The sequence below is a fragment of the Dactylosporangium salmoneum genome, assembly GCF_039532525.1.
Lineage (GTDB): Bacteria > Actinomycetota > Actinomycetes > Mycobacteriales > Micromonosporaceae > Dactylosporangium > Dactylosporangium salmoneum.
On record NZ_BAAARV010000005.1, the window covers coordinates 76,935 to 98,747 of the forward strand.

The 21,813-nt window shown below is 71.1% G+C and carries 21 protein-coding genes and 3 pseudogenes; 15 read left to right on the forward strand and 9 right to left on the reverse strand.

Going from position 1 to position 21,813, the window contains the following annotated elements; genetic code table 11:
• From ABD352_RS03085 to ABD352_RS03095, 3 genes are all read right to left on the reverse strand, one after another.
• The coding region (locus ABD352_RS03085; RefSeq protein WP_344610640.1) for a S8 family serine peptidase at window positions 1–1,449 on the reverse strand (1,449 nt) is incomplete at its 3' end.
• Window positions 1,450–1,477: 28 nt separating this feature from the next.
• On the reverse strand, window positions 1,478–2,224 hold the full coding sequence (locus ABD352_RS03090; RefSeq protein ID WP_344610641.1) for a CPBP family intramembrane glutamic endopeptidase: 747 nt from the start codon (window positions 2,222–2,224) through the stop codon (window positions 1,478–1,480).
• A gap of 70 nt (window positions 2,225–2,294) precedes the next feature.
• On the reverse strand, window positions 2,295–3,407 hold the full coding sequence (locus tag ABD352_RS03095; RefSeq protein ID WP_344610642.1) for a globin domain-containing protein: 1,113 nt from the start codon (window positions 3,405–3,407) through the stop codon (window positions 2,295–2,297).
• Between the two features lie 252 nt (window positions 3,408–3,659).
• On the opposite strand from ABD352_RS03095, the gene ABD352_RS03100 reads away from it, so the two are divergent.
• Window positions 3,660–4,112: a pyridoxamine 5'-phosphate oxidase family protein gene (locus ABD352_RS03100; protein ID WP_344610643.1), complete on the forward strand. Its 453-nt coding sequence runs from the start codon at window positions 3,660–3,662 to the stop codon at window positions 4,110–4,112.
• Between the two features lie 232 nt (window positions 4,113–4,344).
• A complete protein-coding gene (locus ABD352_RS03105; RefSeq protein ID WP_344610644.1) occupies window positions 4,345–4,950 on the forward strand; it encodes a peptide deformylase in 606 nt (201 codons plus the stop codon).
• Window positions 4,951–4,995: 45 nt separating this feature from the next.
• Here ABD352_RS03105 and ABD352_RS03110 read toward each other — a convergent pair.
• Window positions 4,996–5,988: pseudogene (locus ABD352_RS03110) on the reverse strand (helix-turn-helix domain-containing protein); the annotation flags it as partial.
• 346 nt (window positions 5,989–6,334) lie between these two features.
• Between ABD352_RS03110 and ABD352_RS03115 the strand changes: the two are divergent.
• The 4 genes from ABD352_RS03115 to ABD352_RS03130 all read left to right on the forward strand — a co-directional run bounded on the left by ABD352_RS03115 (window position 6,335) and on the right by ABD352_RS03130 (window position 8,163).
• Window positions 6,335–7,117: a hypothetical protein gene (locus ABD352_RS03115; RefSeq protein WP_344610645.1), complete on the forward strand. Its 783-nt coding sequence runs from the start codon at window positions 6,335–6,337 to the stop codon at window positions 7,115–7,117.
• 60 nt (window positions 7,118–7,177) lie between these two features.
• Complete coding sequence (locus ABD352_RS03120) at window positions 7,178–7,702, forward strand: NUDIX domain-containing protein (protein ID WP_344610646.1); 525 nt, start codon at window positions 7,178–7,180, stop codon at window positions 7,700–7,702.
• Between the two features lie 101 nt (window positions 7,703–7,803).
• On the forward strand, window positions 7,804–7,971 hold the full coding sequence (locus tag ABD352_RS03125; protein WP_344610647.1) for a hypothetical protein: 168 nt from the start codon (window positions 7,804–7,806) through the stop codon (window positions 7,969–7,971).
• A gap of 18 nt (window positions 7,972–7,989) precedes the next feature.
• Entirely contained in the window at window positions 7,990–8,163 is a 174-nt protein-coding gene (locus tag ABD352_RS03130) for a hypothetical protein (protein WP_344610648.1), read from the forward strand.
• 73 nt (window positions 8,164–8,236) lie between these two features.
• On the opposite strand, the gene ABD352_RS03135 is transcribed toward ABD352_RS03130, so the two are convergent.
• A complete protein-coding gene (locus tag ABD352_RS03135) occupies window positions 8,237–10,483 on the reverse strand; it encodes a carboxypeptidase regulatory-like domain-containing protein (RefSeq protein ID WP_344610649.1) in 2,247 nt (748 codons plus the stop codon).
• A gap of 185 nt (window positions 10,484–10,668) precedes the next feature.
• Here ABD352_RS03135 and ABD352_RS03140 point away from each other — a divergent pair, with 185 nt between their 5' ends.
• The 5 genes and pseudogenes from ABD352_RS03140 (at window position 10,669) to amcA (ending at window position 15,493) form a co-directional block, all read left to right on the forward strand.
• A complete protein-coding gene (locus ABD352_RS03140; protein ID WP_344610650.1) occupies window positions 10,669–11,022 on the forward strand; it encodes a sterol carrier family protein in 354 nt (117 codons plus the stop codon).
• A gap of 228 nt (window positions 11,023–11,250) precedes the next feature.
• Window positions 11,251–12,816, forward strand: coding sequence for an amidophosphoribosyltransferase (gene purF, locus ABD352_RS03145; protein WP_344610651.1), 1,566 nt, complete (start codon window positions 11,251–11,253; stop codon window positions 12,814–12,816).
• Window positions 12,817–12,875: 59 nt separating this feature from the next.
• Window positions 12,876–14,030 (forward strand): phosphoribosylformylglycinamidine cyclo-ligase, encoded by a 1,155-nt coding sequence (gene purM, locus ABD352_RS03150; protein ID WP_344610652.1) that lies wholly within the window; start codon window positions 12,876–12,878, stop codon window positions 14,028–14,030.
• A gap of 190 nt (window positions 14,031–14,220) precedes the next feature.
• Window positions 14,221–15,322 (forward strand): annotated as a pseudogene (gene amcB, locus ABD352_RS03155) (cyclophane-forming radical SAM peptide maturase AmcB); the annotation flags it as partial.
• 36 nt (window positions 15,323–15,358) lie between these two features.
• Window positions 15,359–15,493, forward strand: coding sequence for a multiple cyclophane-containing RiPP AmcA (amcA, locus tag ABD352_RS03160; RefSeq protein ID WP_425553462.1), 135 nt, complete (start codon window positions 15,359–15,361; stop codon window positions 15,491–15,493).
• 169 nt (window positions 15,494–15,662) lie between these two features.
• Here the strand turns inward: amcA and ABD352_RS03165 are convergent, their stop codons facing one another.
• On the reverse strand, window positions 15,663–15,890 hold the full coding sequence (locus tag ABD352_RS03165; protein ID WP_344610654.1) for a DUF3073 domain-containing protein: 228 nt from the start codon (window positions 15,888–15,890) through the stop codon (window positions 15,663–15,665).
• A 218-nt stretch (window positions 15,891–16,108) separates the two neighbouring features.
• Entirely contained in the window at window positions 16,109–17,167 is a 1,059-nt protein-coding gene (locus ABD352_RS03170; RefSeq protein ID WP_344610655.1) for a Glu/Leu/Phe/Val dehydrogenase dimerization domain-containing protein, read from the reverse strand.
• A gap of 144 nt (window positions 17,168–17,311) precedes the next feature.
• Between ABD352_RS03170 and ABD352_RS03175 the strand changes: the two genes are divergently transcribed.
• The 4 genes from ABD352_RS03175 (at window position 17,312) to soxR (ending at window position 20,436) form a co-directional block, all read left to right on the forward strand.
• The gene (locus tag ABD352_RS03175; protein WP_344610656.1) at window positions 17,312–18,151 is read left to right on the forward strand and encodes a DUF8083 family protein; all 840 of its coding nucleotides are present in this window, start codon (window positions 17,312–17,314) and stop codon (window positions 18,149–18,151) included.
• 753 nt (window positions 18,152–18,904) lie between these two features.
• Window positions 18,905–19,114 carry a BldC family transcriptional regulator gene (locus tag ABD352_RS03180; RefSeq protein WP_344610657.1) on the forward strand — a complete coding sequence of 70 codons (210 nt, stop codon included), beginning with the start codon at window positions 18,905–18,907 and terminating at the stop codon, window positions 19,112–19,114.
• A gap of 201 nt (window positions 19,115–19,315) precedes the next feature.
• Complete coding sequence (locus tag ABD352_RS03185) at window positions 19,316–20,014, forward strand: glycosyltransferase family 2 protein (RefSeq protein WP_344610959.1); 699 nt, start codon at window positions 19,316–19,318, stop codon at window positions 20,012–20,014.
• Window positions 19,966–20,436, forward strand: a complete 471-nt coding sequence (gene soxR, locus ABD352_RS03190) for a redox-sensitive transcriptional activator SoxR (RefSeq protein WP_344610658.1) — start codon at window positions 19,966–19,968, stop codon at window positions 20,434–20,436. The genes ABD352_RS03185 and soxR overlap by 49 nt, the downstream gene beginning before the upstream one ends.
• On the opposite strand, the gene ABD352_RS03195 is transcribed toward soxR, so the two are convergent.
• Window positions 20,423–21,379 (reverse strand): NAD(P)H-quinone oxidoreductase, encoded by a 957-nt coding sequence (locus ABD352_RS03195; RefSeq protein WP_344610659.1) that lies wholly within the window; start codon window positions 21,377–21,379, stop codon window positions 20,423–20,425. The two genes, soxR and ABD352_RS03195, sit on opposite strands and share 14 nt — an antisense overlap.
• 7 nt (window positions 21,380–21,386) lie before the next feature.
• Window positions 21,387–21,813, reverse strand: a pseudogene (locus tag ABD352_RS03200) (hypothetical protein); the annotation flags it as partial.

Below are 21,813 nucleotides of genomic sequence, written 5' to 3' on the forward strand. Positions count from 1 at the left end.
CAGGGCGGCGCGCGGGGCGGTGCCGGCCGCGTACGCCTTGATCGCCGCGCCGGCGGCCTCGTCCACGTGCACCGTCGGGACGACGTGGTAGTCGGCGTTGAGGGAGTTCTCGGTCGGGTTGTAGAGCACCATGCCGACGCCGCCGGCGTCGCGCACCGCGATGCTCTTGTCGACCCGCGGGTTCTCGCCCCGCCTGCACAGCACGATCTTGCCCTTGACCTTGGCCGAGTCCAGGGCGCCGGGGTAGCACAGCTCGACCCGGTCGGCGGCCTGACCGGCGAGGCCGGCCTGGACCGAGTCGACCAGCGGGGCGTCGGGCACGGCCGGTCCCTGGCCCACGCCGGTGTAGGTCTTGCCGTTGCCGAGGGTCACGCTCTTGATCGCGCCGCGGTCGTGCGAGCTAGCGGCGACGGTCATCTCCCACGGCGCGTTGTGCACGACCGTGCCGGCGTCCGGGCCGGAGTTGCCGGCCGAGGCGGCCACGAAGACGCCGGCCGCGGCGGCGTTGTAGAAGGCCAGCCCGATCGGGTCGACGACCAGGGCGCTGGAGCCGGAGACGGAGTAGTTGATGATGTCGGCGCCGTCGGCCACCGCGTCGTCGATGGCGGCGAGCAGGTCGACGGTGCCGCCCGAGCCCTCGCCGTCGGCCTGGCGCCACAGCGCCTTGTAGACCGCAATGCGGGCGGCCGGGGCCATGCCGGAGACCTTGCCGACCGGGGCGCCGTTGATCGCGGCCGGCACGTCGTTGTCGCCGGCCGCGGTGGTCGCCGTGTGGGTGCCGTGGCCGTCGTAGTCGCGCGGGGACTGGAACTCGCCGGTCCAGTCGCCGAAGCCGCTGCTGTTGTAGTACCGGGCGCCGATCACCTTGTTGTTGCAGGTGATCTGCTGGGCCGGGGGGCCGGTGCCCTCGTCGCACTTGTCGGCGCCGCCGGCCTTCCACTTGCGGTCGATGATCGCCTGGTCGGGGCGGGGCTCGGGCAGCGGGGCCAGACTCGGGCTCTCCGGCCAGAAGCCGGTGTCGATGTCGGCGATGATCATGCCCTCGCCGGCGTGCGCGGGGTCGCCGAACTGCTGGGCCCAGGCGCCGCCGGGACCGGCCAGGCCGAGGAACGACGGCGTGGAGATGGTGTCGACGGTGCGCCGCTCGTTCTTCCACAGCCGCAGCACGCCGGGCGTGCGGGCGACCTTGTCCCGCTGGGCGGGGGTCAGCGCGGCGGCGAATCCGTTGAAGGCCGTCTCGTAGTCGCGGACGGTGGTGGAAACGCCGGCTGCCCGCAGTACCGTGCCCCGGTTCTCCCGGACGGCGGCGCGAGCACTCTCCGTGCGCAGTGCGGGGCGCCCCTGCAGCTGCACGATGTAGAGCGCCGCTTCGGCCTTGGCGTGCGCCGGGGACGACACCGCGAAGGCGCCGCTCAGGACAAGGGTGATGGCGAGAAGGATGCGACCCACACGGTCAGGGTAATTGTCCGAATTTGCCCTAACTTAGGAAACCGAGATGATCCTTGAGCAGCGCGTAACCGACGAAGGAGACGATGTCGAGGATCGAGTGGGCGACGATGAGCGGCATGACCCGGCCGGTGCGGCGGAAGAAGTACCCGAACACCAGGCCCATCACGAAGTTGCCGATGAAGCCGCCGAAGCCCTGGTAGAGGTGGTACGAGCCGCGGATGACGGCACTGGTGGCGATGGCCGGCCAGGTGGCCCAGCCCAGCTCGCGCAGCCGGGTCAGCAGGTAGCCGATCATGACGACCTCTTCGAGCACGCCGTTCTCGACGGCCGAGAGGATCAGTACCGGCACGGACCACCAGTGGGTGCCCAGCGCCTCGGGCACGATCCTGGCGCTGATGCCGAGCTGCTGGGCCGCCCACACCAGCCCGAGGCCGGGCAGGCCGATGAGCGCGGCCAGGGCGGCGCCGCGCCAGAGGTCGCCGAGCGGGCGGGCGCGGTCCAGGCCGATGTCGAGCGGGACGTGGTCGCGGCGCAGCAGGTGTACGGCGAGCAGCGCCGGAATGAGCGGGCTCGCGATGTAGTAGAGCTGGTAGATCAGGTCGAGCCAGGGCCGGTCGGCCACCACGGTCGGGTTGAGCGTCGCGGTCTGCTGGGACAGCGGCGCGACGTACGTGAGCCGGTCGACGATCCTGATGATCGAGTAGACCGCCGAGGCGCCCAGCGACACGCCCAGCACGAGCAGGATCTCGGCGCGCAGGGCCCGTCGGTCGATCACGGCGAAAGCGTACTTGCCCGAGCTGGGAGCGCGGGCGGGCCGTCACCGCACCACGACGGCCCGCCCGCGCTCAGCTGTCACCGAAGGAGTCGTACTTGATCCGGATGGCCGGGACCTGCATCTCGGCGAGCGTGCGCATGGTCGCGCGGACCATCTGCGCCGAGCCCGAGACGAAGAAGTCGTGGTCGCGCCAGGGGCCGTAGCGGCTGACCACGTCGGAGATGTTGCCGTGCTCGCCGGGGAAGTCGGGGTCGGCGCTGGTGGCGGCCACCACCGACAGCCAGGGGTAGCGGGCCGCCAGGCGGTTGAGGCAGGCCAGGTCGTAGAGGTCGTCGCGGTCCCGCGCGCCGAAGAAGACGTGCACCCAGCGGGTGCGGTTGGCCCGGGTCATCTCCTCGATGAGCGCCTTGATCGGGGCCAGGCCAGTACCCCCGGCGACGCAGACGATGTCGCGGGTCGAGCGGCGGTCGAGGGTCATCCGGCCCATTGGCGAACCGAGCCGGATCATGTCGCCCGGCTGCACCCGGCGGACCAGGGCGGAGGAGACCCAGCCGGCGCCGACCGCGCGGACGTGGAAGTCGAGGGAGCCGTCCTTGCGGGGCGCATTGGCGACGGAGTAGGCGCGCCACAGCCGCGGCTGGTACCTGGTCTCGACGCTGATGTACTGGCCGGCGCGGTACTCCAGCGGCTGCATCGGCCGGCAGGTCAGCACGGCGATGTCGCGGCTGCGACGCTCGTGGTAGAGCACCTCGGCATGCCAGTAGGGCGGATTGTCGGCGTCAGCATCGGCACCCTCCATCATCTTGGCCGCGATCAGCGCGTAGGCGTCGCGCCAGGCCTGGTCGAACTCGAGGGTCCACTGGTCACCGCCGAATGTGCGCAGCGCCTCCATGAGCGCGTCGCCGACGACGTCGTAGTGCTCCGGTTGCACGTGGAACTTGCGGTGGTCCCGGCCGAGCGCCCGGAGGTATTCGTCGAGCCGGTCCGGGTCGTCGACCGTCTGCACGGCCGTGACGATCGCGCCCAGCAGGCGGGAGCGCTGTACGTCCATCTGCACCGGAAACAGGTCACGCAGTTGGGGGTTGTTGAGGAACATGCGCGCGTAGAAGTGGCTGGCGAGCTTGTCCTGCTGTTCCTCGACGAGTGTCCAACTCTCCTTCAGTAATCGCGACAGATTGCTCATCGGTGCCCTTCGCGGTCAACGTGGGTTCCGTCTGCGAATCAGCGTCGCCACCTGCGATGACCACGCATCGCACTGGATGTGCGACCCGGCGTGCGCGGGGCCGATTTTCCCCATGACGCGCCGGTCCCGGGGGCTTGCCACATCCTGGACCGCCTCCCCCGAACGGCGCCGTCGCACCGGCTGTCCGGCTACCCCCCGCCGTCGCGATGCCACCGTGAGCACACGGCGTTGGCAGCAATCCGGAGGTGCCCCGTGGCAACCCTGTCCGATCATGAGGTCCTCACCGGGCTGGACGAGCGCATGCAGAGCTTCGTCCGCCGCCAGGAGATGATGTTCGTCGCCACCGGGGATCCGGACGACGGCAACGACTGCACCTTCGTCACCGGCGGCCCCGGCTTCGTCCGCGTGCTCGACGTCAACCGGCTGGCCTGGCCCGAGTTCGACGAGGGGCAACCGTCGCAGGCCATCGCCGACATCGCCCGGGACCCGCGGATCAGCCTGCTCTTCGTCGACTTCGCCCGGGGCGCGATCGGCCTGCACGTCAGCGGGCGGGCCAAGGTGCTCGACGACGACGCCATGCGCCGCGCCTACCGCTCCCTCAACCTCGACCCCTCGCTGGAGCTGGTGGCCGATCGCCGACCGGCCCGGTGGGTGACCGTATACGTCGAGGAGGCGTACCTTTCCGCCGGCGGGGAACTGGAGTAAACGCGTAAAAGAATCGCACTCATTCATTCATGTTCAACGAGGCCTAAAGGGGTTCACACCCGGCTCGGCGCCAATCACACTGGGTGGATGGCGCCGAGCCGGGCCGACGCATTTCCAACCCTCGAACCGTACGATTCTTCGCGCCGCGGTCCCGCCAGACCGCGGTTTTTTTGCACGCCCGGCTCGCGGCACTTCCCGTGGCGATTCGGCAACCCGCCCCTGAGGAGCAGCGATGACCAGTGACGTGGCCAACGGCCGCAAGACCATCCCCGACCAGGCCCCTCGCCCGCAGGGGCTTCGCACTCGCCGTGCCAGCGAGGTGATGGCCGCGCTCGGGATCGTGCAGCTGGGTGACCCGGTCCTCACCTCCGCCACCCGCCCGTTCCGGCTACCCGATGAACGCGACGAGGCACTGCGCATCCTGCAGCGGCTCACCGCCGTCGCCGACGCGGTGCAGCGGGTGCACGACTTCACCACCGGCGCGATGGGCCTGGCCGCGCCCCAGATCGGCGAGCCGCGCTCGATGGCCGTCTTCCGGGCCGCCGGCGCGCCCCAGCTGGTCCTCATCAACCCGCAGGTGATCGAGGTCGGGCCGGCCCACCGGCAGGACTGGGAGGAGACCACCGAGGGCTGCCTGAGCTTCTTCGACTTCCGCTGCACGCTGCGCCGGCCGCGCACCGCCGTGATCAGCTACCTGACGCTGGCCGGCGACGAGGCGGTCGCCACGTTCGACCGCGGGCGGCTGGCCCGCGACGTGCTGCACGAGGTGGACCACCTCAGCGGCGTGCTGTGCGTCGACCACGTCGAGCCGGGCGCTTTGAAACTGGCGACGGCTTAGCGGGCGGCGAGAGGCGGGCCGCCCGCTGACGGCCCGCTTTCACGCCGACAACTGGGTCCAGTCGTCGTCCGACTCCTCGACGGCCCCCTCGGGGCGGTTGCCCCGGAAGCGCCACTCGAGCCGGTAGTAGTCGTGCAGGGTAGCCGCCTCGGTGTGCCAGGAGAACACCGCGCGGCCGTCCTCGGACAGCTCCTGGGTGATCGGGGTGCGCAGCGGCACCTCCTCGGCCGACAGCGACGTCTGCACGCCCCAGACCACCGGCCGCATCCGCGCCGGGAACTCGACCTCGACGGTGAGGGCGCGGGTGGGCAGGCGGATGGCCCGCTCGAACCAGTTGCCCCACTTGTCGATGCCGATGTGCCACGAGTACGCGATGGTGGTCCGCTGCCCCGGGTACAGCGGGAAGCGGCCCTGCGCGTTCTCGAAGAGCAGCCAGAGCTCCTTGAGCGTGTCGCGGTCGGTCTTGGCCCGCCACTCCATGGGCTCGCCGGCGCACGAGGCGACCAGCGAGAGCTCCTCGAGCGACAGCGGGTGGTCGTGGTGGTGGCGGTTGGAGCGCGCGGGATCGTCCGGGTAGCGGTCGACGGAGATGCGCACGAGGTACCGCGTGATCGGCTCCGTGCCGGCGTTGTACAGCGCGCGGCGAACCGTGCAGCGGTACTTTCCGTCGACGTACGAGAGCCGGGCGGTCTCCTTCTCCACCACGAGCCCGGTGCCGGGCGGCAGCCACTGGTCGGGCACCGGCGGGTCCCGGCCGGGCACCCCGACCCGGCTGCGCGCGGTGGCCCGCAGCTCGTCGTACTCCTTGTACCGCTGCCAGACCTGGCCCCCGCTCTGCAGGATGGCCTCGGCCCGGCGGGCGAAGTCCTCGGTCGGGCGGTGGCGGCCGGCCTCGACGTGGCTCACGTAGGAAGCGTCGAAGCCCATGGCGGCGGCCAACTGCTTCTTCGACATGCCACGCTCGACGCGCCACCGAGCGAACTCGGCGACGAACGTCTCCGACGCCCGCTGCACGGGAGAGGGGTCGCTCGTGGTCATATCCGGCCCAGCCCTACAGGGAGACGGCCCCTGTCCGGTTAGTGTCCCCGAGTCCGGCTCTTGACCATGCTGGCCGGACAGATTCCTGACAAAATGGTTGACACCACCGCTTGATCGGTATTGATCAAACCCTTTTGGTCACCCCCCGCCGTCAAGGTCGTGACACTGGGTTACGACACCGGGGTGCCGGAGCATGACGGGGTTAACCTGGTTAGCCTTACCTAATCGCTGTATCGTGGGCGCTTGGCGAGCACATCTGGGGGTACGCAACGGTGGTGAGCACCAGTCGCAGGCACGAGCCTCTTGGTCGGCGCGGCGTGCCCGCCGCCCGGGTCGGCGACCCAACGTGACCGCGCTCATCAGCCGCGAGGGCGTCGAGCCCTTGGCGCCGGTGGTCGCGACCCTCGGCGCGCTGCAGCACCGCCACGGCAAAGATTCACTCCAGGGGTTGGTGCCCGGACTCGTCGGGGCCGGCGGCCCGGACTGGTGCCCGGCGGCCGAGCTCGACGTCGACGACCTGCTCGCCACCGCGGCCCGCCGGTGGAGCGCCCAGCCGCACGCCGCCGCCGCGCTGGCCTGGAAGTGCTACTCCTACTGGCTGGCCCTGCCGGCCGTGCTGGGCTTCGCCGCGTCCCGCCGCGTGCCGCTGATGACCCCGGACCACGTGCTGGTCCGCTACACCGACCGCCAGCCGTTCCTGACCCTCGGCCTGCGCGCCCCGGTGACCGCGGTGGTGGCCACCGACCCGATCGTCGCCACCGACGCCCCCGGCCTGCTCATCGTCGAGGACGAGGCCGAGCTCCTGGGCGTGCTGCGCCGATCGCTGGCCGACGCGCACCTCGAGCCGCTGCTCGAGGAGGTGCGCCACCGGGCCCGCCTCGGCCGGCGCACGCTGTGGGGCTCGGTCGCCTCCGGGGTCGCCTACGGCCTGTCCCGCGCGGCCGACTCGCTGCCCGGCCCGACGATGGACATCGCGCACCGCGTCCTGACCGCGCTGGACGCCGACGATCTGGTCGATCTGACCGAACGGGCCGGCGGTGGGCTCGATATCCAGCGGCGGACCTGTTGCCTCGCCTTCACGCTGCCCACCCCCAAGGTCTGCACGACCTGTTGCATTCGTGGGCATTAGTTTCCCCGGTTCTTTGCCGCCCCTTTGCATCGCGCAAGATGCGGAGTTGAATCCTCGGCGATGAGCGATTTCAGTGCGGACTTCGCCCTCGACGGCGAGCCGGAACGCGAGTTCAACCCCGGCATCGCCCGCCGGATGGCCCACAAGACCGTCGCCGCCGGAGCGCTGATCCGCGACCCGGCCGGCCGGGTGCTGTTCGTGGTGCCCAACTACAAGCCGTACCTGGACATCCCCGGCGGCATCGTGGAGTCCGGCGAACCCCCGTCCGCCGCCTGCGCCCGCGAGGTCCGCGAGGAGATCGGCCTGGACCGCCCGGCCGGCCGCCTCCTGCTCGTGGACTGGACCCCGGGCCGCGGCCCGTGGAGCGACCAGGTGCAGTTCGTCTTCGACGGCGGCGTGCTCGACCCGGCCGGCCTCACGCTCACCCCCGCCGCCGACGAGCTCACCGGCACGCGCTGGGCGACGCTGGAGGAGGCCCGCCCGGACCTGCGGCCGTCGGTCTTCCGGAGGCTCTCCCTGGCATCGACCGCCGCCGAAACCGGCCAAACCCTGCACGCCGAGTTCGGCCACTTACTCAGCACCTGAAGGCCTGGTACTCACCTTCGAACGGGGGAAACCGGACGGTCCCAGGACCCCGGCTGTTCGTGGTCTAACGAATGCGTCGCCGTCCGCGCACACTCTGTTGCGTGATGAATCAACGAGCCGGCCACGTCGCCAGGCATCGGGCCGCCGGCCCGGCGACGCGGATGCTGCGCAAGGTCCGCTGGCTGCGGGCGACCCGCCCGCGCCCGTCGGCCCCGGCGGACCTGCTGCTCGAGGCCGCCGACCGCGCCACCACGCCCACCACGAGATAGTCCGGGGGACGGCTGACGATGATGCGACGCCACGCGAAGGTACTGCGCCGCCCGGACGAGGACGCCGCCGACGACGGCTACCGCCCTCGCCACCTCCGGGACCTCCGAAACACACTGAACGACCGGGACGTCCGCGATCCTCCGGAGGCCGCCGTCCCGCCCGAGGCGGGCGAGCGGTCCGAGGACGACTGAGCCGACGGGTCGCCGCAAACGAAAAGCGGGAGAGCCGCGTGGCTCTCCCGCTTCAGGCTTGGTTCGGTGAGGGTCAGTCGTCCAGCCAGTCGAGCGACCGCCGGTTGCCACCGCGCTGCCGGGCGTCGTCGTAGTCGCCTCCGCCGCCGCCCGCGCTCGGGCCGTAGCCGCCGCGCTGCTCGTACTCGCCCCCGCCGCCCGCGCTGTAGCCGTTGCCGGCCCGCGGGGGCTCCGGGACGCGCTCGTAGCCGTCGCGCTCGTAACCGGCGGCCGGCTCGTAGCCGCCCCGGGGCTCGTAACCGCCGCGGCCCGCGTACGGGCCGTCGAAGTCGCCGCCGCCCTGGGCGCCGCCCTGGCCGCCGCCGTAGCCGCCGCCCGCCGACGGGCCGTAGCCGTTGCCGGCGCTGGGGCCCGGGCCGTAGTCGCCGTCGTTGTAGCTGCCCTGCTGGCCGCCCGCGCCCTGGCCGCCGTAGCCGCCCTGGCCGCCGGACTGCCCGGCCGGGCCGTAGCCGCCGCGGTCCTCGTAGCCGCCGCCCTGGCCGCCGCGGTCCTCGTAGCCGCCCTGGCCGCCGGCGCCGTAGCCGCCGCCCGCGGACGGGCCGTCGTAGCCGCCCCGCTGGTCGTAGCCGCCGCCCGCCGAGGGGCCGTCGTAGCCGCCGCGCTGGTCGTAGCCGCCGCCGGCCGAGGGGCCGTCGTAGCCGTTGGCGCCGTAGCCGCCCGCGCCGCTGGGGCCGCCGGAGGACGGGCCGTAGCCGCCCTGGCCGCCTTGGCCGCCACCGCCGCCGTTGTAGCCGCCCACCGTCGACGGGGGACCGTCGTAGCCGCCGCGCTGGCCGCCCGCGCCGGGGCCGCCGGAGTTGTAGCCGCCGCCGGCCGACGGGCCGTCGTAGCCGTTGGCGCCGTAGCCACCGCCGCCGGGGTTGGCGGCGCCGGTGCCCGGCTCGTAGCGCTGGGTGGCCTCGCCGTAGGCGCCGCCGCCGGAGCCGTTGTTGTAGTCGGGAGCGTACGGGTCGACCGGGGGCCGCGAGGACGGGCCGTAGCCGCCGCTGGCGAAGCCCGCGCGGTCGTTGTAGCCGCCGGCCGACGGGTAGCCGCCCGCCGGGGGCGGGGGCGCGCCGTACGGGTCCGGGGGCACGTCGTCGAAGGCGCGGCCCGGGCGGACGATCGCGGTGGCGTCGTTGTTGCCGCCGCGGTTGACCATCGTCGCGGCCGGGCCCATCGCGGCGACCATCGTCGGGTCGGCCTGCGGGCGGTAGCCGGGCCGGGCGCCGGGCGGGCCGCCGCGGCGCGGGCCCTCGTCGTCGTCGCCCTCGTCATCGTCGTCGCCCCGGCGGCGCAGCAGCAGGACGATCGCCACGATGCCGAAGCCGACCAGCAGCACGCCGAGCGCGATCAGGATCCAGGAGACGCCGGCCCCGCCGCTGTCCGAGGCGTTGTTGGTCTGGGTGTTCGGCGGCACCACGCCGCCCTGCGACTCGTTCTGGGTCAGGTCGCCCGCGCTGGGCGGCGGCGGCGCCGACTGCGACTCGGCCAGCAGCGGCAGGCCCAGGTTCACCTTGGTGGTGGCCTTGCCGGCGGTGCCGGTCACCTGCTTGTTGAAGTTGTCGTAGCCGGTCGCGCCGGCGGTGATCGTCAGCGTGCCGGGCGCGATCGGGTTGGTCTCGGTGCCGGTGAACTTGAACGTCCCGCTGTCGGACGTCGTCATCTGGCGGCTCTTGCCGTTGCCGTCCTCGAGCACGACGGTGGCGCCCTTGATGCCCTTGCCCGTCGAGGAGTCGGTGATCTGGCCGGAGACCTCGGTCACCGTCGTGGCCGCGGCCGTCGTCGGGGCGGCCGCCGGGGCCTTCAGCGTGACGTTGAACGACTTCGTGTCGCTGCCCTGGCTGGTGATGATCACCTGGCCGCCGGTGCCGTTCTGCTGCTGGCCGGCCGGGATCGAGCTCTGCGCGGGAGGCTGCACGCCGACCGGCAGGTTCTTCGTCTCCCCGGGCCCGATGTCGCCGCTGATCGTGCAGTCGAGGTGCGTGCCGCCGCCGTTGCAGCCGCTGGGCTTGCTGGAGATCGAGAGACCCAGATCGCCGGGGAGGTCGATCGTCAGCTGGGTGTCCTTGGCGACGTCGTCCCCGTTGTTCTTGATCTGCACATTGACGGTCTGCGAGCCACCGCCTACCGTCAGTTGAGCATTGGGCGAGTTGACCACCACGACGTTGGCATTGCCGGGAGCGGCCAAGGCCGGTGTTGCGATGCCGACCAGGGCGCTCCCCGCCAGTACGGCCACGGTCCCCGCTCTGAACAGCAGGGCTCGTCGGTGCGCAGTCACGTCCACACCCCTCCGGATCTTGACGTTCACCCGAGCGTCGCTGCCGAGCATGTCTGTCTATGGTCCAACATGCGAGCGAGACTCGCCTTGCATGGTGCGCCGCAGCAAACTATGCCCTGTCCGGAGGGGTCGGCGAAACCCGCGATGTGTTGCGGGTCGACTCAACCTGGTCGTATCGTCCGCGTATGTCCAGTCCGCACCGATATTCCGACACGGTGCAAAGCGTCCTTGATGCCCTGAACGGCGGAGCAGATCCCGACCGTTCCGCCCTTCGTGACGCCGTCCGCGAGCTCCTCGCTGACCTGCGGACACGCGTACCTGGCCGTTCGGTGGAGGTGCGCATTCCTCCGTACGGCGCGATTCAGTGCATCGAGGGGCCGAGGCATACGAGAGGTACGCCACCCAACGTCGTGGAGACCGACCCGACCACGTGGATCGAGATCGCCACGGGTCGGAAATCGTGGCACGAAGCCGTCACGGCCGGGAAGATCCGCGCGAGCGGGGTTCGGGCGGATTTATCGCCCTATCTACCCTTGTAACTGGCCAAATCGTCGGGCAGACTGCCTACAAACCGCACGCGAATTGTGGCTCTGCGTCATGCCCGAAACCTCGCGTACACTGTTTCCCGCGACGGCGACCCAAGCCAGTGGCGTCGACCAGCAAGCCGGCCGAAACCATTCCCTCAGGCCGCGTACATCTCCCAGACACACCCCACCCCGCCACCCGACACTCAGCCACCCCGGCAACTGCGACGACAGGAGCGGCACGTGCCCCGAGGCGATGGCCGGTTGAGCCACGAGCTCGACCCCCAGCGTCCAGGTCCCCAGGACAAGTGCGGAGTGTTCGGCGTCTGGGCGCCGGGCGAAGAGGTCGCGAAGATGACCTACTACGGGCTGTATGCGCTGCAGCACCGTGGTCAGGAGGCGGCCGGCATCGCGGTGTCCGACGGATCCGGTGTGGTGGTCTACAAGGATCTCGGCCTGGTGTCCCAGGTCTTCGACGAGCCGACCCTGGCGAGCCTGCGCGGCCACATCGCGATCGGCCACGCCCGCTACTCCACCACCGGCGGCTCGACGTGGGAGAACGCGCAGCCCACGCTGCGCTCGACGCGGGGCCGCGACGACCGGGCCGGCACCACGATCGCGCTCGCGCACAACGGCAACCTGGTCAACACCGCCGAGCTGGCCCGCCGGGTGGCCGAGCTGCCCGACGTGGAGCCCGACGCGATCAACTCCACCAACGACACCGCGCTGGTGACGGCCCTGCTCGCCGCGCGCCCCGACCTGTCGGTCGAGGCCGCCGCGCTGGAGGTGCTGCCGACCCTGCGCGGCGCGTTCAGCTTCGTCTTCATGGACGAGGACACCCTCTACGCGGCGCGCGACGTCAACGGCGTGCGCCCCCTGGTGCTCGGACGCCTCGAGCGCGGCTGGGTCGTGGCGAGCGAGACGGCGGCGCTGGACATCGTCGGCGCCAGCGTCGTGCGCGAGATCGAGCCGGGCGAGCTCATCGCGATCGACGAGCACGGGCTGCGCTCCAGCCGCTTCGGCACGCCCGACCCGAAGGGCTGCCTGTTCGAGTACGTCTACCTGGCCCGCCCCGACACCACCATCTCGGGCCGCAACGTCCACGCCGCCCGCGTCGCCATCGGGCGCACGCTGGCCAAGGAGCACCCGGTCGACGCCGACATGGTGATCCCGGTGCCGGAGTCCGGCACGCCGGCGGCGATCGGCTACGCCACCGAGTCGGGCATCCCGTTCGGGCACGGCCTCATCAAGAACGCCTACGTGGGGCGCACCTTCATCCAGCCGTCCCAGACGATCCGCCAGCTCGGCATCCGCCTGAAGCTCAACCCGCTGCGCGAGAACGTCCGCGGCAAGCGCCTCGTGGTCGTGGACGACTCGATCGTGCGCGGCAACACCCAGCGCGCGATCGTGCGCATGCTGCGCGAGGCCGGGGCGATCGAGGTGCACGTGCGGATCTCCTCGCCGCCGGTCAAGTGGCCGTGCTTCTACGGCATCGACTTCGCCACCCGCGCCGAGCTGCTGGCCAACGGCCTCGACCTCGAGGGCATCCGGCGCTCGATCGGCGCGGACTCGCTCGGCTACGTGTCGCTGCCCGGGCTGATCGCCGCGACGGAGCAGCCGGCAACCCGGCTGTGTAGCGCGTGCTTCGACGGGCAGTACCCGATCGAGCTTCCGGCCGACAACGTGATCGGCAAGCACGTCCTGGAAGGCGTCGCGCGCGCTGCGGGGGCCGCGCCGACCACGACGGATGGCGGCCAGCCCAACGTGGCCGCCAGTGTTGGCGGCTCGGGCGCGCTGCTGCGCCCGTGACCGCCTACCCGAGACATGAAGCGGTGCCCGCCGCCGCAAGGCACATCAAAGGGGAGAAAGTGACGCACGTGGATGAGCGCGCCGAGAGGGCCGGGGAGACCGGCCAGGGCAGCACCCCCGAGCGGCAGCTGTGGACCGCCGGCAACGGGCGGGGCCGCCGCAAGACCGTGACCTACGCGGACGCGGGTGTGTCGATCCACGCCGGCGAGCAGGCCGTCGAGCTGCTGCGTACCAAGGTGCACCGGACCCACCGGCCCGAGGTGATGGGCGACATCGGCGGGTTCGCCGGGCTCTTCCGGCTCGACCTCAAGAAGTACAAGAGCCCGATCCTCGCCTCCTCGACCGACGGCGTTGGCACCAAGCTCGCGATCGCCCAGGCCATGGGCATCCACGACACGGTCGGCATCGACCTCGTCGCCATGGTCGTGGACGACCTGGTGGCGTGCGGGGCCGAGCCGCTGTTCCTGCTCGACTACATCGCCTGCGGCGAGGTCGTGCCGGACCGGGTGGCCGAGATCGGCGCCGGCATCGCCGACGGCTGCCGCTACGCCGGCTGCGCGCTGCTGGGCGGCGAGACCGCCGAGCACCCCGGCGTGATGCGCCCGGACGAGTACGACATCTCCGGCACCGGCGTCGGCGTGGTCGAGGAGGACGCGATCCTCGGCCGCGACCGGGTCGAGGTCGGCGACGTGGTCATCGCGCTGCGCTCCACCGGCCTGCACTCCAACGGCTACTCCCTGGTGCGCCACGTCCTGCTGGGCGCCGGCCGGATGCGGCTGGACAGCGTCATCGACGAGTTCGGCAAGCAGCGGACCCTCGGCGAGGAACTGCTCACCCCGACCCGGATCTACGCGAAGGACTGCCTCGACCTGCTCAAGGAGGCCGACATCCACGCGTACGCGCACGTGACCGGCGGCGGCATCCCGGGCAACCTGGTCCGGGTGCTGCCCGAGCACCTCGACGCCGTCGTGGACCGCGCGACCTGGCGGCCGCAGCCCATCTTCGAGCTGGTGCGCACCAAGGGGCGCATCGAGGACTCGGAGATGGAGAGCACCTTCAACATGGGCATCGGCATGCTCACCGTGGTCTCGGCCGAGGACGCCGACCGGACGCTGGCCTTCCTGGCCGGCCGCGGCCTGGACGCCTGGCAGGTGGGCGAGGTCATCGAGGGCACCGGCACGGTGCAGATGGTCGGTTCCCACACGCGCGGCTGATCGGGTGGCCGCGCCGATAACAAGCGGCGCGGCCTCCCCCGCGCGTTCCTTACAGGTGTCGGAATACGCGATCCGGCGAAACTCTCGCGTATTTGATCAACCGGGACTTACTGCGACGCAGGGATAGACCTAGGCTGAAACGACACGTCCCTACACCCAAAAGGAGGACGGGGCGGTGTCGTGGAGCGGCATGCGGGGCATCTCGCAGATCCCGGGCTATGTCGTCCTGCAGCCCACGACGCTGTGCAATCTCGATTGCACGTACTGCTACCTGCCCTTCCGCTCGCGCAACGACCGCATGAGCCCCGCCGTGGCCGCCGCCGTCGCCGAGTCGGTGAACCCCTGGGCGGCGGCCGATGAGCGCTTCTCGGTCGTCTGGCACGGCGGGGAGCCCCTGGCGGCCGGCCGGGCCGCGCTCGCCGAGCTCATGGCCCCGTTCGAGGGCGTCGAGCACCACGTGCAGACCAACGCCACGCTGATCGACGACGCGTGGTGCGAGTTCTTCGCCGAGCACCAGGTCCGCGTCAGCGTGAGCGTCGACGGGCCCGAGGAGCTCAACAACGAGCGGGTGAACCGGGGTGGCTCCCCGGCGTACCGCCACATCATGCTCGGCGTCGAAGCGCTCCAGCGGCACGGTGTGCCCTTCTCGGCGCTCTGCGTCGTCGCGCGCCCTCGCCCTGGGCTGGCGGCCCGGCTGTACGAGTACTTCCTCGGCCTCGGCTGCGACGTCCTCGGCATCAACATCGAGGAGCAGGAGGGCGTCAACGCGCGGGTCAACGCCTTCGCCGACGACGCCGTGCGCACGTTCTGGGCGGAGCTGGTGGCGGCGTGGCGGCTCGACCCGCGCATTCACGTCCGCGAGATCGAGTGGACGCTCAGGTACGCCGGTGCGGTCCTCTCCGGCACCGCCGACGACATCCTGCCGGGCGCGCTCGACCCCATCCCCACCATCGCCGCGGACGGCCGGGTCTTCCTGCTCTCTCCCGAGCTCGCCGGCTTCACCGACCCGCGCTACGGCGACTTCTCCTCCGGCAACGTCCTGCACACCCCGCTGTCGGCCATCCTGTCCGGCGCGGCCACCTCGGCGGGGTGGGTGCCGGAGTACCTGCGGGGGGTCGAGGCGTGCCGGATGAGCTGCCCGTACTTCGGGTTCTGCGGCGGCGCGCACGCGGCCAACCGCTACTTCGAGCACGGCAGGTTCGACGGCACAGAGACGAACCACTGCCGGAACAGCAAGATTCGCCTTCTGGAGGGAGTGCTGGACCATGCCGGAGCACGCTGACCCGGTCACCGAGCGCGTCTACGGAGCCGCTGACGGCCTTCGTGTCTTGCTCGAGGAGGCTGCCGCGGCACGGGACGCCCGCGCGGAGGCGAGCGGACAGGACGGCACGAGCGCCGTCTGCGCCTGGAACCACTTCGAGAACATCCCGACGTTCTACAACTGGAACAACCGTCCCCGTTGAGGGTTGTCCCGCACCGCAGAAGTCAGCCACCGCCGTCCCATTGGTCGGCGGTGGCTACGTCAGGACACCCGCATGGCGAGCCGTCGAGAGAACGGCCACCGTGCGGGTGCTTTGGACACGACTCGGGCACGTGGTTGTCCACGTGCCCGTGAGCCGGGTTGACCGATGGTCAACGACCCTGTGAGCGCCAATCACTGTCGCTGGAGGGGTCGTCGTTATCGTCGTCCTCGTCGTCAGCCTCTTCGTCGACTCCGTCGTACTCGGCGTAGTCGTCGCGTGACTTAGGGCTGCCCGTCGCGAGCTCTCGTTGCAACGCTTCGAGGTCGGTGTTGGGCGAGTGATATTTCAACTCCCTGGCCACCCTAGTCTGCTTGGCCTTCGCACGGCCGCGCCCCATGGCTCGACCCCCTCGCACAGAATTACGGGGCAGCCATTACCGGCAGGCCCCGACAACGTCAGGCATCTCTCGTGGCTCTTACGGTACATGTCGCGGGCACCTTTCGGCATCTCGCCCCTGCCGACCATTTCGGTGGCGTTGCTTACCCGACCGGTCTGGTCGGGTAAGCACCGTGTGGTCGTAGGGTCGTCACGCCCGCGAGGGGCCCCCTGGCATGTCTACACCAAGATGGTACGGAGCCGACCCACGTCGGCCATCCGCCGTTCGGCGAGCCGATCCGCGGCGAGTGCAGGAGGTACTCCCTCGGCGTCCGCGACCTGCAGGATCTGCTTCGTGGTGTCGTAGATTCGCCCGGCCCGCTCCTTCGCGCGGGCGAAGTTGAAGCCCTCGATCTCGTCGGCCACCTGGATGACCCCGCCCGAGTTCACGACGTAGTCGGGGGCATAGAGGACGTCCCGCTCGGCCAGCAGCTTTTCCACCCCCGGGTGGGCCAGCTGGTTGTTGGCCGCGCCCGCCACGATCTTGGCCCGCAGCACCGCGACCGTGTCGTCGTTCAGCGCACCGCCCAGCGCGCACGGCGCGTAGACGTCGATCGCCGAGGCGACCAGCTCGTCGTTGCTGCCCACCAGGTCGACCTGGGGGTAAGTGGCGCGCGCCCAGTCCAGGGCCCGCTCGGAGACGTCGGTGGCGACCACGGCCGCCCCGTCCTCGAGCAGGTGCCGGGTCAGGTGCTTGCCGACCTTGCCCAGGCCCGCGATGCCGATCCGGCGACCGGCCAGCGACGGCGTGCCCCAGCGGTGCTCGGCCGCGGCCCGCATGCCCTGGAAGACGCCGTAGGCGGTCAGCACCGAGGAGTCCCCGGCGCCGCCGTGCGACTCGGAGCGGCCGGTGACGAAGCGGGTCTCCTTCGCCACGACGTCCATGTCCTGGACGTACGTCCCGACGTCGCACGCGGTGTAGTAACGCCCGCCCAGCGACTGCACGAACCGCCCGTAGGCGCGCAGAAGGGCCTCGCTCTTGTCCTTCTCCGGGTCGCCCCAGATGACCGCCTTGCCGCCGCCGAGGTCGAGGCCGGCGAGGGCGTTCTTGTACGCCATGCCGCGCGATAGCTCGAGGACGTCGTGCAGCGCCTCCTCCTCGGAGGCGTACGGGTAGAACCGGGTGCCGCCGAGCGCGGGCCCGAGTGCCGTCGAGTACACGGCGATGATGGCCCGTAGGCCGGAATGCGGGTCGTGGCAGAACACGACCTGCTCGTGCTGGCTGGAGAAGACGCCCATGGCTGCTCCTGGAAGCGACTTGACGGCCCGGCCTTGTGAGCCGGCCCGTGCGCGGACTGCGGTAAACCGACCCTAACGCCCAGACACGTCCGTTCATCGAGGGCGCCTTCGCATCTGGGCGCCATTTCGTGGGACGATCGGGCCGTGCCGTCGCTCTTCGCGTCATACCTGCGGGTGTACGAACCGCTGGCCGCCTTCGACCGCGACGACCAGTTGTACTGGCGCCGCTACGTCAAGGAGGGCCGCGCGGTGGCGCTCTCCGACGGCCCCGGCCGCCAGCGCACCGCCGTGCTGGAGGCCCTCGGCGCCGGCTGGACCCGGCTGCCCGCCCTGCCGGACGAGGCCTACGTCCTCGAGGCCGACGACACCCTGCTCGTCTGCCCGTGGAACCTGCGCATCCGGGTCGCCGAGGCCGCGCTGACCGCCCGCGACGGGGTTCCCAGCGTCATCGCCGACGCGTTCGTACCTCCCGTGCTCGCCGGCCTCGCCCAGACCATCGTCGACGACTGGCGCAGCGGGGACCACGTGCTGGAGCGGGGCCTTCCCCGGGTCCACGAGCAGGTGGCCACCTGGGGTGTGCCGCTGCGCTGGTTCGTCTTCGTCGACCTGGAGGAGCGCGAGCTGTCCCTGCGCCCCGGGCGGCGGGTCCTTCGCTACCGGACCGAGATCTCGAAGGCCCGCCGGCGGGCCCATCGGGCGTACGCGGTGCTGCGGCGGGCCATAGGGGACGCGCCGATCACGGTGGCCGTGGAGGAGACGGCGCGGTGGCTGGAGGAGTTCCACTCGCGTTCGATCGTGGAGCTGGACTACGGCGGCCTGGTCAACCTCATGTCCGACGACGCGCTGGCCACCGACGACTCGCCGGGGCTGGTCTCGGCCGGGTTGTCGAACGTGGCCCGGGGGGATGCGGACGCGGCCACCGAGGTGTACGAGCGCCTGGTCGACCGCTGGCGGGACGTGCAGCTGCTGGAGCGCTGCAACTAACTTCCGGTTTGCACGAAATGTCGGGCGCTGGCGCGCCACGACATTTCGGACTTTTCTCCTGACGGGGCATAAGTCCGAAAAGTCGTGGCGCGGAGCGCCCGACATTTCGTTTTCCGGCGCTTACACCCCGTTCGCCGAGTTCGGGGGTGCCGAGCCGGAACCGGCGCGCCTTGCGGGTGGACGTGCGCGACGTTGGGTCCTTCGCGGCCACCTCGCCGAGTTCGGGGGTGCCGAGCCGGAACCGGCGCGCCCTGCGGGTGGACGTGGGCGACGTTCGGGTCTTTCGCGGCCGCAGGCCGCGGCCCTTGGCACCGCGGAGATGGCAGGGAGGCCCCCCGGGGCCGACCGGTGTCTGACGGGAGCGACGGCCCCTTGTTGCACGGACCGGAGCATCGATTTTGATGAAGGTAAATGTCCGGTTCGTCACCCACCCGAACGGGTGTCACCCTTAGCAACCGAATCGCACCCGAAGTGTGTCCGTTATGCCTAGAAGGAAGAGATTTGTGGGGTACCCATCACCCCGTAGAGTGAGCTAGATTCGTGGTTAGTCGCTCACACTCCGTCGCCGCGGGTCACCTTTTATCCCATTTTGCGCCGTCAAAATGGGAAAATTCACTTATTCATCATCCGTCCATACAGGGACCTTCAGCCGTTCGGCCCATGTCGGACATCGGGGACTAGCCGGACCATAGGAAACGCGTCGGCCGGCGGGACCCCGTCCGACGTTCCTGGGTACCTGTGGAGGAGTGACCGATGCCATCTCGCACGCATGAGCCTGAGCCGTTGCTAACGCCGGCTGAGGTCGCGTCGATGTTCCGCGTCGACCCGAAGACCGTCACCCGTTGGGCGAAGGCGGGCAAGCTCAGCGCCATTCGCACGCTCGGCGGGCACCGCCGCTACCGCGAGTCTGAGGTGCGGGCCCTGCTCCAGGGCCAGATTCCCACCCAACGGCAAGGCGACTGACGCAGACAGTACATCGCGTCTCCCCCCAGCGCCAACCAACACGCTTCTTTCCGCGACGCGCTCGGATCGTCACCCCCCGGTGATCCGAGCGCGTTGCTTTGTGTGCCCCCTCGAACGCCCCCAGCCGCAGCTGAACGGCACCCCACGGCGGAGTGACCGGGCGTTAGGCTGATGGCTCAACCCGAAATCCCGGAGCTCGCGATGAAGCTGTCGATCCTGATGCCGGTCTACAACGAGGAAAAGCGCGTCGCCGAGGCCGTCAAGCAGGCCCTCGACGTGGACTACCCGACCGAGATCGAGCTCGTCGTCGTCGACGACGGCAGTCGCGACCGCACGGCCGAGATCCTCCGCGGGCTCACCGACGAGCGACTCAACGTGGTCGTCCACCCGCGCAACAAGGGCAAGGGCGCGGCCATCCGCACCGCGGTGCAGAACGCGACCGGCGACTACATGGTCATCCTGGACGCCGACCTGGAGTACGACCCGCAGGACATCCCGCGCCTGCTCGAGCCGGTGCTCGACGGGCGCGCCACGGTGGTCTACGGCAACCGGACCTTCGGCAGCCACAGCTCCTTCTCGTTCTGGTACGTCATGGGCAACCGGGCGGTCACGACCGCCGCCAACATGCTGTACAACTGCTACCTCGGCGACCTCGAGACCTGCTTCAAGCTGATGCCGATCGCGCTGTACCGCTCGCTGCAGGTCCGCTCGGCCGGCTTCGGCATGGAGGCCGAGGTCACCGGCAAGCTCCTGCGCAACCGCCACCGGCCGTTCGAGGTCCCCATCTCCTACCGGGCCCGCACCCGGGAAGAGGGCAAGAAGATCACCTGGAAGGACGGCGTCGAGGCGCTGTGGATTCTGTCCCGCGAACGCGTTCGCAAGCCGAGCCGTCCCGCCTGACCATCGGCGAACTCTCGGCCCGCAGCGGGGTGGCGCCCTCCGCGCTGCGCTTCTACGAGAAGCTCGGTCTCATCCGCTCCACGCGGACGTCCGGCAACCAGCGCCGCTACGACCGCACCGAGCTGCGACGGGTGGCCTTCATCCGCATCTCCGCCCAGGTCGGCGTGCCGCTGGAGACCATCAAGGAGGCCCTCGCCTCCCTGCCGTCCAACCGCACGCCGACCAAGGCCGACTGGGCCCGCCTCTCGGCCGGCTGGCGCACCCACCTCGACGAGCAGATCGAACTGCTCGAACGCCTCCGCGACACCCTGACCGGCTGCATCGGCTGCGGCTGCCTGTCGCTGCGCAGCTGCAACCTCGTCAACACCGACGACGGCCTGGCCGCGAAGGGCCCCGGCCCGGTCATCCTCACCCGGCAGTGAGCAGGATCTTCCCGAAGTGCTCGTTGGACTCGAGCAGCTCGTGCGCCCTCCCGGCGTCCACCATCGGGAAGGTCGAGTCGATCACCGGCCGGATCCGCCCCTCCTCGACCAGCGGCCAGACCTCCTCGTGCACCCCGCGCATGATCGCCGCCTTCTCCGCCGCCGGCCGCGCCCGCAGCGTCGTGCCCGCCACCAGCGCCCGCTTGGCCAGCAGCTGCCCGAGATCGAGCTCCCCGCGCCGCCCGCCCTGCATGCCGATGACCACCAGCCGCCCGCCCACATTCAGGGCGTCGACGTTCTGCTTGAGGTAACTGCCGCCCATGATGTCGAGGACCACGTCGGCCCGTAGCCCGTCGCTGAAGTCCTCGCTGGTGTAGTCCACGACCCGATCGGCCCCGAGCTCCAGGAGCTTCGCGTGCTTGGCCGGCCGGGCGGTCGCCACGACGTTCGCGCCGAGTGCCTTCCCGAGTTGTACGGCGAACGTACCGATCCCGCTCCCTCCCCCGTGCACGAGCAGCGTCTCCCCGGGCTTGAGCCGCGCGAGGCCCACCACGTTGGAGAACACGGTCGCCGCCACCTCGGGCAGCCCCGCCGCGTCCCGGAGGTCGACACCCTTGGGCACCGGCAGCACCTGCCCGGCGGGGGCCGTCACGAGTTCGGCGTACCCGCCCCCACCGATCAGCGCGCAGACCTCCTGCCCGGCCCGCCAGCCGTGCACCCCGTCGCCAACCGCCCGGATGCGCCCGGAGACCTCCATCCCCGGGTACGGCGGCGCATCCTTCGGCGGCGGATAGTTCCCCTGCCGCTGCAACGCATCGGCGCGGTTGACGCCGGCCGCGGCCACCTCGATCAGTACCTCGCCGGCCCCCGGTTCGGGATCCGCCACCTCGGTCCAGCGCAACACCTCGGGCCCGCCGGGCCGCTCGATCGTGATCGCATACACGCCTCCATCATCGCCCGCCCCACCACGACCGCCACTCGTGGTGGTGCCCGTGCCACCGCGCCGTGGGGTTGCCGGCGGGCTCGTCGCTCGGCTCCTGGCTCGGGCTCTCGCTCGGGCTCGGGCTCTCGCTCGGGCTCTCGCTCGGGCTCTCGCTCGGGCTCTCGCTCGGGCTCGGGTCCGCAGTCGGGCTCGCGCTCGGAGTCCCCGGCACTCCCGGCCACGGGTCAAGCACGACGCTCTCCGCCCGATTGACCGCCCCTTGCCGCTCCGTCACATGCACGTCCACGCTGCGCGGCCCGGTCCGCGCCACCACCGGCGCCGTGTCCCCCGGCACCGCCCCGAGCGCCAGCGGCCCACTCCCCCCGAGCTCCCCGCCCCGAGGCGAAGCCACCGGCAGGGCCACCCCTCCGCCCCCGCCCATCGGCCCGTGGTCA